This window comes from Shewanella sp. 492, assembly GCF_059338445.1.
Map to the genome: position 1 here is coordinate 3,809,802 of NZ_CM181702.1, position 17,535 is coordinate 3,827,336.

Annotated in this window: 13 protein-coding genes; 6 read left to right on the plus strand and 7 right to left on the minus strand. The window is 47.3% G+C overall.

The features are described 5' to 3' along the window. Window positions 1-3 precede the first annotated feature (3 nt). The gene (locus AC5YBX_RS16765; protein WP_494524117.1) at window positions 4-849 is read left to right on the plus strand and encodes a hypothetical protein; all 846 of its coding nucleotides are present in this window, start codon (window positions 4-6) and stop codon (window positions 847-849) included. Window positions 850-897: 48 nt separating this feature from the next. Here the strand turns inward: AC5YBX_RS16765 and AC5YBX_RS16770 are convergent, their stop codons facing one another. Continuing rightward, complete coding sequence (locus AC5YBX_RS16770) at window positions 898-1,371, minus strand: peroxiredoxin (protein ID WP_494524118.1); 474 nt, start codon at window positions 1,369-1,371, stop codon at window positions 898-900. 511 nt (window positions 1,372-1,882) lie between these two features. On the opposite strand from AC5YBX_RS16770, the gene AC5YBX_RS16775 reads away from it, so the two are divergent. Together AC5YBX_RS16775 and AC5YBX_RS16780 are read left to right on the plus strand one after the other, a co-directional pair. After that, entirely contained in the window at window positions 1,883-3,991 is a 2,109-nt protein-coding gene (locus AC5YBX_RS16775; RefSeq protein ID WP_494524119.1) for a hybrid sensor histidine kinase/response regulator, read from the plus strand. Beyond that, on the plus strand, window positions 3,988-4,689 hold the full coding sequence (locus tag AC5YBX_RS16780; protein ID WP_494524120.1) for a response regulator transcription factor: 702 nt from the start codon (window positions 3,988-3,990) through the stop codon (window positions 4,687-4,689). The genes AC5YBX_RS16775 and AC5YBX_RS16780 overlap by 4 nt, the downstream gene beginning before the upstream one ends. Window positions 4,690-4,693: 4 nt before the next feature. On the opposite strand, the gene AC5YBX_RS16785 is transcribed toward AC5YBX_RS16780, so the two are convergent. Beyond that, window positions 4,694-8,224 carry an InlB B-repeat-containing protein gene (locus tag AC5YBX_RS16785; RefSeq protein ID WP_494524121.1) on the minus strand — a complete coding sequence of 1,177 codons (3,531 nt, stop codon included), beginning with the start codon at window positions 8,222-8,224 and terminating at the stop codon, window positions 4,694-4,696. A gap of 671 nt (window positions 8,225-8,895) precedes the next feature. Beyond that, on the minus strand, window positions 8,896-9,657 hold the full coding sequence (locus tag AC5YBX_RS16790) for a class I SAM-dependent methyltransferase (RefSeq protein ID WP_494524843.1): 762 nt from the start codon (window positions 9,655-9,657) through the stop codon (window positions 8,896-8,898). A gap of 311 nt (window positions 9,658-9,968) precedes the next feature. Here AC5YBX_RS16790 and AC5YBX_RS16795 point away from each other — a divergent pair, with 311 nt between their 5' ends. The 3 genes from AC5YBX_RS16795 (at window position 9,969) to AC5YBX_RS16805 (ending at window position 14,561) form a co-directional block, all read left to right on the plus strand. Next, window positions 9,969-12,260: a multiheme c-type cytochrome gene (locus AC5YBX_RS16795; protein ID WP_494520585.1), complete on the plus strand. Its 2,292-nt coding sequence runs from the start codon at window positions 9,969-9,971 to the stop codon at window positions 12,258-12,260. 162 nt (window positions 12,261-12,422) lie between these two features. Beyond that, window positions 12,423-13,661: a winged helix-turn-helix domain-containing protein gene (locus AC5YBX_RS16800; protein ID WP_494524122.1), complete on the plus strand. Its 1,239-nt coding sequence runs from the start codon at window positions 12,423-12,425 to the stop codon at window positions 13,659-13,661. A gap of 60 nt (window positions 13,662-13,721) precedes the next feature. Continuing rightward, window positions 13,722-14,561 (plus strand): 23S rRNA (adenine(2030)-N(6))-methyltransferase RlmJ, encoded by an 840-nt coding sequence (locus AC5YBX_RS16805; protein WP_494520583.1) that lies wholly within the window; start codon window positions 13,722-13,724, stop codon window positions 14,559-14,561. A gap of 5 nt (window positions 14,562-14,566) precedes the next feature. Here AC5YBX_RS16805 and AC5YBX_RS16810 read toward each other — a convergent pair whose 3' ends face one another. Genes AC5YBX_RS16810 through AC5YBX_RS16825 form a run of 4 tightly spaced genes read right to left on the minus strand, consistent with a single transcriptional unit; the run spans window position 14,567 to window position 17,278 of the window. Beyond that, on the minus strand, window positions 14,567-14,932 hold the full coding sequence (locus AC5YBX_RS16810; protein ID WP_494524123.1) for a nuclear transport factor 2 family protein: 366 nt from the start codon (window positions 14,930-14,932) through the stop codon (window positions 14,567-14,569). A gap of 5 nt (window positions 14,933-14,937) precedes the next feature. Further along, entirely contained in the window at window positions 14,938-15,663 is a 726-nt protein-coding gene (locus AC5YBX_RS16815) for a lytic transglycosylase domain-containing protein (RefSeq protein ID WP_494520581.1), read from the minus strand. Continuing rightward, on the minus strand, window positions 15,663-16,673 hold the full coding sequence (locus AC5YBX_RS16820; RefSeq protein WP_494520580.1) for a DUF3137 domain-containing protein: 1,011 nt from the start codon (window positions 16,671-16,673) through the stop codon (window positions 15,663-15,665). Before AC5YBX_RS16820 ends, AC5YBX_RS16815 begins: the two co-directional genes overlap by 1 nt. Window positions 16,674-16,711: 38 nt before the next feature. After that, window positions 16,712-17,278, minus strand: coding sequence for a LemA family protein (locus AC5YBX_RS16825; RefSeq protein ID WP_494520579.1), 567 nt, complete (start codon window positions 17,276-17,278; stop codon window positions 16,712-16,714). Between the last annotated feature and the right edge of the window lie 257 nt (window positions 17,279-17,535).

Sequence of the window (17,535 nt, forward strand, 5' to 3'; positions counted from 1 at the left end):
ATCATGAACAGATACATGATAATGGCGCTTACAGGCGTACTCTGCATTCCCGGCCTAGCACAGGCAGAGGACTCCCCTTGGGCAGCCTCTCTTATCGCAGGGCTTGAGTCTTACCCTGACTCAGAATTTAGCTCTATGTCGCGAGGTGGTGGTATTTCACTGATTTGGGACGATTTACGCTATGACAATACCTACCAACTAAACCAAAACTATGTACGTGCCCGCGCCACCTACTATGTTGAGCGCGACTCCGAGAAATACGATAATGACCGCTATCGTGACTCAATGGATTTACGTGCCAGTTACCAGCGCCCTTTCGCCACCTTTGGCCAAGATGACGCCTATCTTGTTAGCTTACATGGCCGCTATGAAGGCCATTACAATAGCCAACAATTGGAAGAATATGAGCAACTGGCGGTGGTGGGCTTGTCACTTAACCGTCGTTTTAGCGACGTTAATCACTTCGATTTAGGCTTGATTGCCGGGGTCGGTTACAGCGAAGAAGAAAAAGATGATGACTGGCCAAGAGAAGAGATGGGGCGCGGTGAAGAGACCCTTAATCGTACAGGATTTGGCTACTTACTTGAGTGGAGCAATCAATACACTTTTGCCCATTCGGGCGTGCAACTGGGCGTAAAACTCACCCATTTTGATGGTAACTGGCATTATGACGCTGGCCAATTTTACACCATGGACCGCTTTACCGTAGAGGTGGTCACACCGCTAGCTAACGCCAACAACCTATTACATTTTACTAGCCAATATATCAGCCGCGATTACGAGCTCGATCTGTTAGGCTTCGAAGACACCCTCTATCGCGTAGCTGTCGAATACGTGCATTATTTTTAAACGGTAATATCAAGGGGCCATGCCCCTTGATTCACATGCCAGTTGGGCTTACAACGCCGCAAGAACCACTTCAGCCTTGCTCACCTCAAAGCTTTTAGGCGCTTCAATATTCAGCAGTGTTACCACACCATTGTCGATCACCATGGCGTAGCGCTGCGAGCGAATACCACCAAACGCGCCAGTATCCATGGTTAATCCTAGTGCTTGGGTAAAGCTAGCATCCCCATCGGCGAGCAACATCAACTCAGTGGCATTTTGCGCCTCACCCCAAGCTTTCATCACAAAGGCATCATTAACCGCCACACAGACAATAATATCGACCCCTTTGGCCTTAAACTCATCGGCCAATACCACATAACCTGGTAAGTGCGCCTCCGAACAGGTGGGAGTGAACGCCCCTGGCACGGCAAATAACACCACTTTTTTGTTAGCAAATAACTCGGTCACATCGTGATTAACCATGCCATCGTCAGTTATTTGCCCTAACGTGGCTGCAGGTAATGCTTGTCCTAATTCGATCATAAATAGCTCCTTAATTGGTAATACAATAAATGGGAAAAAGACAGCCTAAGACACTATGTGAGCAGCCCCAAACCCGCTAAAAATGCGCTTAACATTAATGAACACGTCGATAAGATCAATAATAATCACCCATTAACGGTAATGCTCTATGGCAATATTAATGATCTTCGACACTTAAAAATCAATCAAACAGTAAGCAAGCTCCTGAGTGAAATCTAAATAATCACTTAAAAGCCACCGCGAACGGTTTAATCGCTTATCTTCACTAACAGCATAACTATATATCTGTTGATGCGACTTATTTTATAAGAACTTAAATGGTAAAGGGGTGCGAGCTTCTCTATGGGTGACAAGGATGAGTGACAAGGATGGGTGACAAGAGCCACAATACTTAAGCATGATAAATTCTTTCTTATTTAACCATTGCGATTTATTATAGGAGGTAAAATAAATCTGAACTGATGGCACGACTCTAACCATAGGGGTGTATACATCCTTACATAGGTAAGCCATGGCTGATCTGCTTATTAATTCCACCTCCACCTTAGTGCTCTGCCTCATCTGTTCATTTTTTTGCTGGCTACTGTACCACGCCAACAGGGGGATACCCGGTGTAGGTTTATGGGCGCTTGGCACCACCATTTTTTCTTTAGCCCTACTGCTTTTTAGCACTCAGCAAAGCACACCTACATGGCTTGGCGTTATCATCACCAATCATCTGTTTTTAATGGCAATGCTATTACAATTGGGCGGTATATTCGCTTTCTTCAAACGCAAATATCAGCGTGTGCCATTATTTTGCGGGATCGCTTTGTTTAGTGTGCTGTATGTCTATTTCACCTACTTGCAACCCAATGTTCAAGTCAGAATAATTATATTCAACATAACCTACATGGTAATTAATGGCTTGATTATCATGACTATTATTCGTTACAAACAAAACCATTACAAGGTTGCTGCATCACTATTTTATGTCGTGATTGGCGCAGGAACAACCCTCATAGCATATCGATTAACGAGCGTATTATGTGTTGAACTACATAACAACAGCAGCTTTAATATTATAATGATACAGCTTATGGACGGCATCCCCTTTTTTATCTGTTTTGCCATGATATTCTGCTTCTTTTTACTCTGTAATGAAAAGCAATATCTATATATTCAAAAATTACAGCGTGAAGCTGTCGATATCGCTGATAAAGAAAAAAAGTTACTGGCCTTTTTAAGTCATGAATTTCGCACCCCATTAAATGCCATTGTAGGTAAAGCACAATTGCTGGCTAAAGAATTAGACGATCCTAAAGCGCGATATGACTGTGAGCTGATCGCCGAAGCAGGCCAGTCACTCTCTATGATTAATCAGCACATACTGCGGCAAGCCGAGGCAGAACATAACTCTATTGCCGATAGCACATCATCACAACTCATCGAACTACGTCTATGGCTACAACGCTTTCTCGACACTTTCAGGCACTTAGCTCAAGCCAAAGGGTTAACCTTAGCTCTGTTCGTCACGGAAAAAGCTCCCCAGCAAGTGATGATAAACAGCGTAGCCCTTCGCCAAGTACTGACTAACCTACTATCAAATGCCATAAAATACAGTGACAGTGGTACGGTGAAGTTGAGCATTGAGCCAGCAAATACGAATGCAAACTATCGTATTAGTATTAGTGATCAAGGCATTGGCATCCCACTTCATGAGCAAGAAAAAGTATTACAGCCATTTGGCCGAGCCTGGCAGAGCCTGCAGCAAGAAGGTTCTGGACTAGGGTTAGCGCTTACGCAGCAGTTACTCCACACTATGGGGACTGAGCTGACCTTTAGCAGCAACACCGATAAAGGTTGCAGCTTCTACTTTTCTTTGCAACTGCCTGCCGTCGAGCAACCTAAACTCACACCACAAGCCACCACGGAAACATCGTTAGCGCCACTACGTATTCTCGTGGTTGAAGATGCCCCCCTCAATCAACAAGTCATATCTGGCATGCTGGATTATTTATCACATGAATGTTCTATGGTGGGTACCTTGGCGCAGGCAACGGAGCGACTGCAAAGCGAGTCATTCGACTTACTGCTGCTCGACCTGAATCTGCCTGACGGTGATGGCCTTTCCTTTTTCAAACAATTGAAAAAAACCAATCCTCTGCTACCCCAGACCTGTATTATTACAGCCGATATTGCACTAGAGACAGAGCTGGTTTGCTTGGCTGCTGGGGTGAAAGCAATACTACATAAACCTGTTGATATTAAAAAATTACAACATGCAATCTTAGAGACAAGCAGGGTTATCCAAGTCTTCAACCGCGAACAGTTTTGGCAATTGGCTCGCTTTATACCTGCCCATTCAATGCTGCAACAGCTTACGCAACTAAATAATGAAACAACAGATATACTCGCTAAGCTCAACAATCCTCTTATTAGGATAAAAACTCCCTTAATTCATCAATTGGCAGGTAAAGCCGCTACACTTGGTATGCCAAAGCTGGCTCATGTATGTAATGCCCTAACTCAGAGTAATACTGACATCACCCACTATTTACCACAGCTCAGGCAGCACCTTAACGAAGCATTAACGGCCCTCAACCAAGAAGTTGCTACCAAACAACAAAATAAAAGATGAAAAATAACAGTATTTTACTAGTAGAAGATGACAATTGGTTACGTGAAGGCTTAAGCCATTTTTTACAGCAGTCAGGCTTTACGGTTATGGCTGTCGCCAATTTATGCTCGGCCCGCAACGTTATCATTCAAAATGAGCCTACCTCAATCGACATCATTTTATGTGACGTCGGCCTGCCTGATGGCTCGGGCTTAAACTTGTTCGAAGAACTACATCAAAACAACAACCCTTCAGGTAAAATTTTTATCTCAGCCAATAGTTCTGAACAAGCTAGAATTCAAGGACTTAAAACCGGAGCTGATGATTATATCTGTAAACCAATCAATCCAGATGAGTTACTGCTGCGAATACAAGCTCTGCAGCGAAGAATGCAGCCCAGAAAAGAACCCTCTTCAGAATTATTATTTCTCAATTATCGCTTAAATTTAGAAAGCCGGGTGCTAAAACAAGATCAATACAGCTGCCAACTCAGCACTAACGAGCATCAACTGCTACTGCAGTTTATCGCTCAACAGGGCAAAATCGTATCACGCTATAAGCTCACTCAAGCTCTTGATATTGATACCTGTGATAAGGAGGGGCGGGCGCTGGACATTTTAGTCTCCCGCTTGCGTAAAAAAATGCAATTAACTATAAAAAACCCTTCCCCAATAGTCACCTATAGAGGAAGGGGGTACATGTTACTCGCTAAAACTTAGCCCGCTAGAAGGTATACTGTAACCCCACTTGCGCGCTATAGGTCAAATAAGGGCGGGTATCATAACGACTCACCCCAGCTTTGACCTGCCATCTATCGGTTAACTTTATCCCAGCAAAAACCTCAACCACCAATACGTTATCACTATCACTTTCTCTATAATGCTCACTGGTGGTGGTAAAGTCATTGTCGCTGGTCAGGTGCAGCACCCCGATCCTCAGCCCCGGGGTAATAAGGTCTTTATAGACCCAAGGCTGTAAAATGACACTACCTTCGACACCTTCACCCGATAAGGGGATCACACTCCCCAAAGCTGATAGTTCGCCTTGTGGCGCGATGTTGCCAAACTGAGTGTTAACACGGCCAAGATCCACCCATGCCAGCTCAAATGAGACGCTAGGCAAAACCTTATAACCCGCATAAGCACGAAAACCAGTGCGCAGCTCATCACTTACCTGTGCGGTACTTGTTGGCCAAGCCCCCTGCATAGCGGCGGTGACATCTGTTGAGCTGACATCAGTGTGCACTGCCATCGCATCTACACCAGTGTAAAGGCCGTTAGCCGACGCCATCGTTGGCAGCAACACCGCTGCCAATACCATACGACGTCGCCACAGCACCATCAAGCTCAGCAAGCCGGTAAACATTCCGCCTACTGCACCACCTGAACTGACAGAGACACCTTCGCTAGGCTCGGGTTCTGTTGGTGGCACTACCGCCTTAGCCACGGCCAATACACCTGGATCGCGGATCACACCGTTTGCGACGCCATCATCGTCATTAGGACCTCCGTCTTCAAGGATTAAGCGCACGCAGCCATGGCCTGCGGTTAATCCTGTCGTCCAGCTGTCTGACGACACACCAGGGCATTGACCCAACGCATCACGAGCGGCACTGTCGATGCGATTTGCCGCATCCACCACAAATTCTTGCCACTGACCATTGATATACTTACGCCATACCGCATCGGGTGGAATACTTGTCGCTGCAGGCAATGGAATGGCCACTGGCACCGCCTCTCCAGGGCTGGCTAAGCCAAGCACATCGAAGTTAAGCACTACGCCATGTTGCACAAAATCACTGTCGAGCAATGTCTCATCGTTCAGTGCAATACCAAATTGCCCTGAACGCCAAGATTGCTCCCCAGTAAGCACGCCCAGCGCCAACTGATACTGATTAGGCACTTCAGCGTACAAGTGCTCTGTGCCTTCAACCTGACATGTTCCCACGCGGTTATCTAGCGGCACATTAGGACAAATAGGTAAACGGTTTGGCATCGCTGCCACATTGTTTTCTGCCGCCGGAATACCTGAGCTAGTAATACCCACACAACTGGCGACCGGACAGTCTACTATCACTCGCAGAGTCAAATCGTACCGACCCTGACGGCCATCGTCTGACTCAGCCGTCACAGTAACATTATAGGAACCCTCTGCCACTACCAAGGGATCAAAGCTGGCACTTGCGCCCGCAGCTTGCAAGGCCAAGTCTGACGATGTCCAATGGTAGCTCACACCCGCTTCACTCAATTCACCGACCGACAATACCACTAGGCCATCAGTCTGGTTAACAACAGAGGTTGCCACGCCATTTTGATGCACCGCTGCTGTCAACGCTAATGCTGGCGGTAATGCCTGCACAGCTAGCTGATGCACTGCTGGCGTACCTAATAGGGCCTGTGTTACGCCCTCATCTTGTAGCGATAGCTGTGCAGTGGTAGCCGCCGCACTGACTTCATAACTGCGCAGTAACTGATGCGCTGCAGTCAATTCAATCCGCTCCATCTCCTCGGTAACACCTGCTGTTAACACAGTGGCGGTGACTGGGTACTCCACAGGCTCATCACTAAGCCACACTTGCACCCTTGTTGTCACACCCTGCTGCACTGGTTGCTGACTAGCCGTAAAGGCAAGGTAAGGAAAGACGTTATAAACCACGGCAATCTGCTCACCAGAGACCGTATCGACAAAGTATAAAGTGTAACGACCCGTGCGCGATGCACTGAATATATAACTACCATCCTCTTGCAGTGTTAGCAGGGCTGTTGCGTCTTCAAACGCCAGCTCAGACTCCACACCCGCGCGCAATACACTCACGCTGCCAAGCGACTTGTCGCCAGCACCACCGTTAAACTTAAAGCGACTAGTACCATTACTGCCCAGTATCGCATCGGTATCTTTTTCAACTGTACTTGAAGGGTGGACGGTGACGACTACATCACAAGATTCTGTAATGGCTGACGTGATCACTTGGCTGCCTGATAATGCGGCTTCACATGAGCCCGACAGGGATACAATATCGTCGCTATCAGCCAACGTCAGTTCGATGCTTGCGGCGCTGCCATAATTCACTTGCTGAGAAGCAGGGCTAATGGTTGCATCACCAGAGACAGAGGCCGTAACCGTCAGCTCTATTTGCTCATATATCGCCTTTAGCATCAGATTTTGCGCAGGCATAGTGGCAGGCATTGCAGGACTCCAACCAGTAAAGGTATAACCTTCACGAATAGGGTCTGCAGGCGCGGTAATAGCTGCACCGAAATCAGCGCTAATAGGCGCTACCTCTGAGCCGCCGGCACTGTCAAAACTTAAGCTGTAGCGGTTAATTGCCCACTGCGCTGTATATGTCGTATTTGCTGCTGGCACTGTTTCTGGCACTTCAGGGCTCCAATCAGCAAAGGTGTAACCTTCACGCGTTGGTGACATTGGTGCAGCGATGTCAGCACCGAAATTAGCGCTAATAGGTGCCACCGCTGAGCCGCCAGCACTATCAAAAGTTAAGCTATAGCTGTTAATCGTCCACTGCGCCGTGTACGTCGCATTCTTTGCTGGTACCGTCGCTGGTAACGCTGGGGTCCAACCAGCAAAGCTGTAACCCGCAAGGGTCGGACTAGTCGGCGCAGTGAGCGCTGTACCAAAATCAGCAATAATTGAGGCAACAGGTGAACCACCAAGACTATTGAAGGACTGTTCATATTGACGAAGTACCGCCGAGAAACCGACAGTACAATCAGCGACGATAGCCCCTGTTGAGTAACGACCAGAATTAAAGGTACCCGCAGGGCAAGTTCCTGTTACCTGCTGAGAGATGGTATATCCCGTTTCTGCAACGACGTCATAATAGGCTTTCTGCCCCGATATAACCTGCACAGCCGAAGTTGGGCTTACGCTTTTCACACCAGAGCTAGTTGCAGTAGCATTAACGGTAAAGCTAGGATTTGAACCATGGCCCTCAATAATAAAGGTGGGCCGAATATTAGTAGTGCTATCCTCACCCGCCCACAAAACATCGTTACAATATAATTGCAGCTGTGGGGTGGATGGCTCGTAAGATTTTGGCGTGTAAGTCACAGCAACAGTACAAGAGTCACCGGCTTCCAATGTCGTGTCATATGAGTCTGTATCGCAAGTGCTGTTAGCTTCGAACGTTAATTCTAAACCTCTCTTTGAAATATTACAGCGGGTTAGTCGCTGACCAGAATCATTGGTGAACTTGAGTAATTTAGTTTGACTACCTTGAGATGCGAATGCAGCCACAAACGTTGCATCTCCAATAATCTGGTACGTCTGTTGTGCAGTGAACCCTTGTTTTGTCAGCGAAAAATTATAGTCAGGCGTTGCATAAGCAAAAGAGCTCATCCCTAAAAGCAACAAGCACCACAACGTGCTGCACCATTGTAAAATTCTATGATTCATATTTCTCTATATCACTATTGATGATTATTTTAGACATCCCCCTTCCTGTAAACCTTCACTTCACTGAGCAATAGTCGACAAAAGGGATACGTTGACCTTAATTTGGGCGGGATTATATTTGATAAGAATGTTAAAAGGTAGATTAATTCACGCTGAATGTAACGCTGTGTAACAAGCCTTACTGACATGTTAATATATTCATTTAACACAGTACTTTACGCCAACCGACTGTTAATTATTGCCAACACAACCCTGATCAGATGCCTCCATCACTGCAGTTAAAGCACACATAACCTGCGCCACAGCAATGTTAACGATATGGGACTCTGAAATAACAAATTTAGCGCGGGCCGGACGCTGAATATTTTTTATAGTATGAGGAGGAGTCGCGGGAACACAGATAGAAATGCCGTTGAACACATCTATCGCGTAAACAAAAGCAAGGATCTTGTCGCTGGAAGCGACTTATGCTTTAAACAACAGATCTAGTAAGATGCTAATTTCCTGGACAATCAACTGCTTTTCATCGCAGCTTTCACATACACATCGAAGCGATTTTTCTTAGTAGCAATAACTGTGCTGGGTTTGACGCCGTCTAAGTCTTCGGCGTAATCAGGGCGTTTAACCACCACGCGTTTGGTGGCTAACGCCATGGCGGGGGCAAGCAAACCATCGGCGTCGAGATCGGCACCGACTAAAGATTGAAACACCCGCATCTCTTTTTTAACTAGTGCAGATTTTTCACGGTGGGGATACATGGGGTCTAGGTAGACCACATCAATTTCAGTACCAGATGTGTTAGCCGCATCGGCTAATGCATTAAGGCTTGAGCCATGAAATAGGCTCATACGCGCTTGCATCCACTGACCTATTTCGCCATCAATATAGGCGCGGCGTAGGCCATCTTCAAGTAGTGCTGCTACCACAGGATGGCGCTCGACCATGATCACCTTGCAGCCTAAGCTTGCCAGCACAAAAGCATCACGCCCAAGGCCTGCGGTACCATCGACAACTGTCGGAGTCACGCCCTGTTTAAGCCCAACGGCTTTGGCAATGGATTGGCCACGGCCGCCGCCAAACTTGCGGCGATGAGCAACTGCACCTGAGACAAAATCCACTGCTATCCCTTTTAATTTTGGCTCATCACGCTTATTGAGCACGAGGCAATCATGTTCAAATACCAACTCAAACAATGAGTCCTTATCAAACACCAGCCCCCAACGCTCACAAATGGCTTCTAGGGTCGGATAATGGCGATTGAAAAACACTCCGATATGAGGGGTTTGATTTGATTCTGACGTCACGATAGCTCTGTTGTTAAGGAAATAGCACTTCATTATGCCAGAGGCTCGGCGCGTTATAAAAGCAAAGATGCCGCTAGGTAATAAATCCATGGAAGCGGCGCAATAGGCAGCGTGCTGATTAGGCCTAAAAAAAGCTAAAAAAAACCAAAAAACGTCTCAAAAGCCTGAATATGCGGATAAACAGCTGATTGTTCACATTGTCGACATCCAGATTCAGGCACACTTTTGCCGCAGTCGCGAACCATAATCACGACGCTAAAAAGACTAAAATGAGATGATATATGATGAAAACCATAAGACTTAAAAAGCTGGGCTACTTAACACTGTTGAGTAGCTTATCTCTGGGCCTCGTCGCCTGCTCCGACGGTGAAGATGGCAAGCCGGGCGAAGACGGTAAGCCGTCTAACAGCGTCAGCACCCAAGCTAACACCTTGTCGATCAGCATCGATAACACCAGTGTGACTGACAACCTACTGAGCATCGATTTTTCAGCAGAGAATGAATACGCTCTGCCGGTGATAAAAATTGCTGCGTTAAAAATCTACGCTAGCCAATTACAACCCCAAGCCGCAGGTGAGCGCTCGCAGTGGCAAACGCTGGCCAGCGAAACCTGCTCTCCAGCTAAAGGATGTGACGGTATACTCATCGATAATCTTGATGGCAGTTACCGCTACACTATGCATGCGCCACTAGTTCAAGGTGAGGCGAGTTTTAATGGCGACTTCACCCAGCGAGTACAACTGAATATTCTTGCCAGCGCGACTGTACCCGCCACCACCACAATTATCGATTTCAACACCAATGGTACCGACATAGAAGACAATCGTAGCATTATAGATGCGGCAAATTGCTTAAACTGCCATGACGCTATTGCAGAGATTAAACATGGCGGTGATAACCTCGAAAGCTGTGCCAGTTGCCATACCAATAACAAGATGTCAGATCCGAGCAAAGTGTGGCCGGTACTGGCCCATACCGCTCACATTGGTGTGACACCACAAGCACTCGGTAGCTGTACTGCTTGTCACAGCAAAACCGTAAGCGAGCAACAGCCACAGGCCACTAACTGGTACCAAGTTCCGACTCGTGAAACCTGCTCAAGCTGTCATGATATGACCAGCAATGCGGTGTACAATCATGATTCTCAACCCGATAACGGCAACTGCTTAACCTGCCACGCTCCTGAGCGCACCTACACAGCACACATGGGCAAACATGAAAAAGCGGTAGCTGAAGATCAGCGTAATATTGTCAATGTCGATCTGCGCGACGCAAAATTGGTGCAACAAGGTGGCCAACACTTTGCTGAAATTAGTTTTGCTTTACTCGACAGACAAGGACAAGAAATCGCGATTACCGACAACAACCCTGCTAATGCCGATTGGATTAAGAATCTGCAGCTATACGTTAATTGGGGCGCGTCAGTCGACTTTACCAGCAGTCGTGGCTACACCATTTATGTTAAAAGTAACAAGAAAGACATTACCCAAGATGGCAGCGGCAATACCCCTGCAGGTGAGCGTGAACGTACGCCGCTATATCGCAGCGAAGGTAATGTTTATAGTTACTTAATGGGGCCTGTTGTTACGCAGGACCAATTCTCTGGTGACTTAATTAATGATTCAGGCTTTATCTCTAATCGCCTTATTTACTGCTTTGACGAGCAACAAAACTTAGTGAGCTGCGATCAAGCTGGGCATACCAAAAATGCCGAAGCCAATAAGCGTTGGTTCTTTAATAAAGACGGTTTAACCGATGCGCCAGAAGCTAAGCGCCCAGCAATTGTTTCAAACAAGACCTGCGGCACCTGCCATGGCTATGATGAGTTTAATGATAACTCACAGCTGGCCTGTCGCGGTTGTCATGCACAAGTCACCGAGATCAACAAAGAGCTGGCCGATACCACTTGTTTCTCGGGTCACGATCATGACGAATTAGGCGAACACCTACGTCCGTTTAAACCACGTGCAATGGCCATCAAAGGTCAGCCTGCCTTCCTCAGCTCTACCGCAGATATCGTCGATCCCTGTTTGGCCTGCCACAATCCAAACACGCCACCGACACAAGCGATCCGTGAAATGCACACTAAACCAAGCGATTGGGATTATATTGAGCAACTCACCGTTAGCCATCCAGATCACAAAGTGTGGATGCACTCACTGCATACCAACCAACGCGTGACACAAGATCGTGCAGATGGTGTGCGTAACGTTGAGTACCCTGCCGACAAGGCAAACTGCTATCGTTGTCACGAAGGCGACACCTTCGGGGTTGATCGCTTGACCGCGGTGGGTCGTCCGCTGGCCCTCGACTTAGACTACAACCCTGACTCGAGAGCCCATCCAGCAACGGATATCAGTGTCGATGCGTACACTTCACCCGTGTCGGCAACCTGCTATGCCTGCCATGCTAAACAGCAAAATAGCGACGGCACCATGGTGATTAACAAGTCAGTACGTGCTCACATGGAACAAAACGGTGGCCGTTTTGGGGTGAGTGCTAACCAACTTCAAGTTGAATCCTGCGCCGTTTGTCACTCAATAGACAATCTAAAACAGGTACACAACTTGTAACGCTCAGTTTTCCCTGCAAGGAAATTAATGCCGTTCAGCGTTACACGCTGGGCGGCATTAACCCATGAAACACAGAGCTTGATCATACTTCAACAGCAAACATTTCCGCGTTAATCCTCACCGCCTTATACTGGCAGCGTGAGCCCCTTGTAGAGAGTTTCCGTGCAATTAACCTCAGAGTTGAGCCTTAACGTTGCTCAGCAACAGTTATATAACCACCGTACGTCCACCTGTATCGATCTTAGCTATGCCGAGACCGCGATACTGCAGCAACTGCTAAGTCAGCAAGGTGAACTGGTGACCAAAGATACCCTTATGCGGATAGGCTGGCCTAATCGCGTGGTCGCACCGTCTTCATTACAACAGTGCATTAGTATGCTGCGCAAAAAACTGGCCGATCAGCCGACTATCGAGCTTAAAACGGTTCCGCGCCATGGTTATCTGTTGCAGTTGCCTCATCAGCCCGCTGTCACTAAGCCTTTTACCCGGCCCACGATGCCTGTGCTGCTGGCAATAGCATTGCTGTGTAGTGCGCTACTCGGTTATCTGTCTTATAGCCAACAACCCCAGGTACATGCCTATCAAGAGCAAGGGTTAGTCAGCTCATTAAGTGGTAGTCAGGGGCTTTTTACCCTATTAACCTCAGTGGCTGACAACGCTATTGATGAGCAGGTGGCCGCACAACGCTTGCACCAGCAACTGCTGGATGAGCCCAGCTCGCCGCCACCATTTGACACCTTTCAAGGTTTTGCCCAGTTAAGTGCCAACCGTGACAGTATCGCAATATGCCCTAACTACCAAGCGGGCCAATGCCCTGGAAAACAGTTGATCAATATTCGTGGCGATGCCGAGCGTGCAGGCCACTTAGCCCTGTCTGATTTTTTGAGCACCAAAATTAGAATGGAGCAAAAAACCTATAACAAGCTGGCGATACCAGAGCTGCAGCAGCACCAAGGTCAACTTAAAGAGCAGATGTATCATGGTGACCTCTATTTTTCGGTACAAGATAACCGCTTGGTGCGCAGCGATATCCGCATCTCTCTAGTCGAGATCTCGGCCGATCAGGGTATTTTTTATTTTGCAGCCTGCATAACCGATGAAGACTGTTATTCCACCCCCATTCGCTATGAGATCCGCGGTCACTTTAGCCGTAGCACCGAAATTTGGCCGCAACGCCGCGTAGAACGTTATGACATCAGTATTAATAATACCGAGCTATCGTCACCCAATACACTGACAGACACGGCGCAACGCATCTATTTAGCCCTGCGAAAACAGCACCTCACTCATAAAGCCCTAAGCTTTTATCGCATCTATCAAGACGACGGCACGGCGATATGGCAACTGCCGCTAGCAGGAGATAACCTCGTTTGGATGCAACGCCATACCTTGCAATTATGATCCCCCTTAGGAGTTGTATATAATGGTGCTTCCATTACTCATCACCAATAAAGATCTCCCATGTTAAGTTATCGCCACGGCTATCACGCTGGAAACTATGCAGATGTACTTAAGCACACCCTGTTGCTGCAAACCCTTAAACTTATGCATAAGAAACATAAACCTATGGTGTATATCGATACCCATGCGGGGGCAGGTGGTTATGCTTTGTCGGATGAATTTGCGCAAAAAACCGGTGAGTACTTAGAGGGTGTGGCTAAACTGTGGGACAAAGATGACCTGCCACCGGCGCTGCAAGATTACATCAACGATGTTAAGCATTTTAACGCCGCCGATGAACTTGAGTTATACCCAGGCTCACCTTCCTTTGTCGATATGAACCTGCGCGAAAACGATCGTATGGTGCTGCATGAACTGCATAGCGCCGACTTTCTGACCCTAGATGAGCAGCTAGGCGCAGACAAAAAAATCAAGGTGATTAAGGGCGATGGCCTACAAGGCTTGATAGCAGCTGTGCCGCCACTGGAACGCCGCGCCGTGGTATTAATCGATCCTAGCTATGAGATGAAAACCGATTATCAAGAGGTGGCCAAAGCGGTAATTCAAGCCCATAAGCGCTTTGCCACCGGGGTGTATATGATCTGGTATCCTGTGGTGAATCGCGCGCAAACCGAGTCGATGTTTGAGTTATTAAAGCAAAGCGGTATTCGTCGTCAGCTGCGTATCGAGCAAGCGATTAAGGCCGACAGTGATGAGTTTGGTATGACCGCAGCTGGATTGTGGGTCATTAACCCACCATGGCAACTCGACGAAATTGCGCAAACCACATTAGATTATCTGGGCCCACTGCTTAATCAAGGTGGCGGCAGCACTCAAGTCACCTGGGAAGTGGGCGAATAAAGCGTTTAAAAAAATGCCTCGCAGGGCGTACCTTGATGATAGATGATCTGCCAGCGGTCGCCCCCATATTTCCACAAAGATGTGCGTAGCGAATAGCGCTTATCCAGCGCATTGATTGGCTTAAAGCTGGCGCGGTATGTCAGCTGCACAATATTTTCACTTAATTGACGGTATTGAATATCGACCACGGTGAACCTAGGGGTATTTTCTTCGGGCAAACGCCGCAATATCTCTGGTTTACCAAAACCGAGTCCCGTGGCGCCAATTTCTATAAATTCGTCGTGGATCAGCCGATCGAGTGTCGAGATACTGTGACGAACCTCGGGGTTGAGTAGGGCTAATTCTAATTCAATAATCGACTGTTTTAGCATGGCCGTTACCCGAGTTGTTGATAACGCTTGAATAAAATTTTAACCCTTTTGACATAAGCTTGCGTCTCAGGATATGGCGGAATACCTTGATATTGGCTTACCGTCGTTGGCCCTGCATTATAGGCGGCGCAGGCCAAGTCGATATTGCCCTCGAATCGAGCCAGCATCTTGGCTAAATAGCGCGCTCCACCATCGATATTTTGCTCGGGACGATAAGGGTTATCCACTCCCATCTCTTTGGCGGTGGCAGGCATTAACTGCATCAATCCCATGGCACCACTGCGTGACAACGCAAACACGTTAAAGGCTGATTCAGCATGAATAACCGCGCGTATGAGGGCAGGGTCAAGCCCATGTTCGGTGGCGGCACGCCCAATCAACTCATCGTAATCGGCACTAAACAGGGGAATTTTTTGCCAGTCTAACGTGGAGTCGCTCTGACAGGCAAAACAGTCATACAGCAGCACCCTAAAATCGCTACTGCCTGGAGCGTGGTCGGCAAATGCCACTACGCCATTATTCTGCGTGTATTGATACACCTTAATTTTGTCGACGGGCGCATCGATAGCGGCTGGCGCATCATGATTACCGAGAATACCTTGTTTAGAATATGTCGCCTTATAATGTGGCTTTCCAGCAGACTCTTGCGCCCATACCCCCGCACAGCTGGTGAGCAGCAGTAGCACAGCATAACGGCAAAACAGCGGTAAACGAAAAGGCGTACCTGTCATTACAATCCAATATCTTGATCGAGTTTAAGTACCTCAATCATAGCAAATAGCTGCTTCATCTCACGGTTTATTTGACTAAATTCATACTCAAATGTCGCCCCATTAAATATCGAGCCTAATTCGAAGCGATTTTCGTGACTTTCTAGCATGATCAGCAGCTTATTTTCATAAAAAGCGCACTGTATCTTACCTGAAAACAGCTCGGCCAAGGTTTGCAGTCGCTCCATAAAGCTGACCGTCAGCAGATACCGGGCCTCGATTTGGTCGGTAGAAAATACATCGAACTGTTGTTCAAAACGCGGATCTTCAAGCTTCACCCGCGTGAGGGTTTTAAAAGAATTTGACAGGAAGTTAATCAAGCCACCGCGATTTTTAACCACCACAGTATGGCCCTTAAACGCCTTATGACTACTCAGCAGCACCATGACGCCACGAAATACGGTAGCGGTTTCGGTGCGCTTTTTACGCCGAACCCGTTTAGTGAGGGTAAGCTCATTGATGGCAATATCGACCCCCTTATGTGCTCCCTGCACATAATCATCAAATAGGGCATTGTCATGATCGGGCAGCAATTTAGAGCGTTTGAGCAAAGGCAAGCTCATTCTGTGGCTGGGGCTGAAAATAAAATCATCGCCAAAATATTTAAAAATTTTAGGAAAAACTTGCTGTTTTACATCTCGCTTATAACGCTTTATCGGGCGATAACACCACCACAGTAGGCCAGCAAGCGGCAGTAAGAGTAACCACCAAGGCACTTGGATATAGTGACGCGCGCCATACAGCAGTGCGACTAATCCCAACCCCGCAATTATCGCCATGCTGGTGTAAATTCGCAGCCTTAACGCCTTAAGACTGGCGATGCGATGATTTTCGAACTTACGCGTTAATGGCTCAATATGTTGCTGATAATGCGCCTGAAACTGGGCTAATTCCTCTTTGGATGCCACCAAACGCTGTGGCTGGCGCAGCGGTTTTATCGGGGCACCAAAAATAAAGCTAAGCACGTTCACTGCAGTGACCTAGTGGCGAAACCATGAGTGAGACATAATTACAGATAATCGGCCGCATCCACTGGCGCTTTCGATACTTCATCGGCTTCATAAAACGGCATCACCTTAACATTAGCCATAGACGCAATAATGGAGCCGGGGAACACCTCTACCGCCGTATTAAGTTCAGACACTGCGGCATTATAGAAGCGGCGCGCCGCTGAGATATGCTCTTCAACTTCGTTGTAGGTCTGCATGGCTTGCAGCATGGTGATGTCTGACTTGAGTTCTGGGTAGTTTTCGACATTCACCATTAACTGACCCATTTTTTGATTAAGCTGCTCTGCCTGCGCTAGATGTTGTTTAATCGCTTGGGGATCATTATTGTCATAGCCTGCGGTGACTTGGCTTCGCAGTTCGGTGATCTCGGTTAATAGTGACTTCTCATGCTCCATAAACTTTTTAGCGATCTTGAGGATATTGGGCACTAAATTAGCACGCTTCTTCAACTGTACGTCGATCCCTGATAACGCCTCACGCGCGGCATTGCGCTTTTTGATCAGGCTGACATACCAAAGGTAGGTAATAATGACCACTATCCCTAAAGCTAACAGTAAACCTTGCATTACCTCTCCCTTACCATATTTAATGGCCTATTATGTTGTATTGGCACTTATTAACCAGTAGCACCACATCCATGATACTGACCCCATGCAATCGAGTACTGCATAACATACGGCATCACCTTTACCGATTTTACGTCATATTTCCAGTGATTTATCTACAGCCCCAGCAATATCAAACTGATGGTTATTTAAACCATTTACAATAAAGCATATGGAAATAAGCTCTCTATCACCATTCAAACATGCAGTTATCTGCC

Coding starts and splice junctions, on each gene's coding strand:
- AC5YBX_RS16810 (WP_494524123.1), bottom strand. CDS start 14,932: ATGCTAAAACAGTCGATTATTGAATTAGAATTAGCCCTACTCAACCCC.
- AC5YBX_RS16815 (WP_494520581.1), bottom strand. CDS start 15,663: ATGACAGGTACGCCTTTTCGTTTACCGCTGTTTTGCCGTTATGCTGTG.
- AC5YBX_RS16825 (WP_494520579.1), bottom strand. CDS start 17,278: ATGCAAGGTTTACTGTTAGCTTTAGGGATAGTGGTCATTATTACCTAC.
- AC5YBX_RS16805 (WP_494520583.1), top strand. CDS start 13,722: ATGTTAAGTTATCGCCACGGCTATCACGCTGGAAACTATGCAGATGTA.
- AC5YBX_RS16770 (WP_494524118.1), bottom strand. CDS start 1,371: ATGATCGAATTAGGACAAGCATTACCTGCAGCCACGTTAGGGCAAATA.
- AC5YBX_RS16765 (WP_494524117.1), top strand. CDS start 4: ATGAACAGATACATGATAATGGCGCTTACAGGCGTACTCTGCATTCCC.
- AC5YBX_RS16795 (WP_494520585.1), top strand. CDS start 9,969: ATGATGAAAACCATAAGACTTAAAAAGCTGGGCTACTTAACACTGTTG.
- AC5YBX_RS16780 (WP_494524120.1), top strand. CDS start 3,988: ATGAAAAATAACAGTATTTTACTAGTAGAAGATGACAATTGGTTACGT.
- AC5YBX_RS16775 (WP_494524119.1), top strand. CDS start 1,883: ATGGCTGATCTGCTTATTAATTCCACCTCCACCTTAGTGCTCTGCCTC.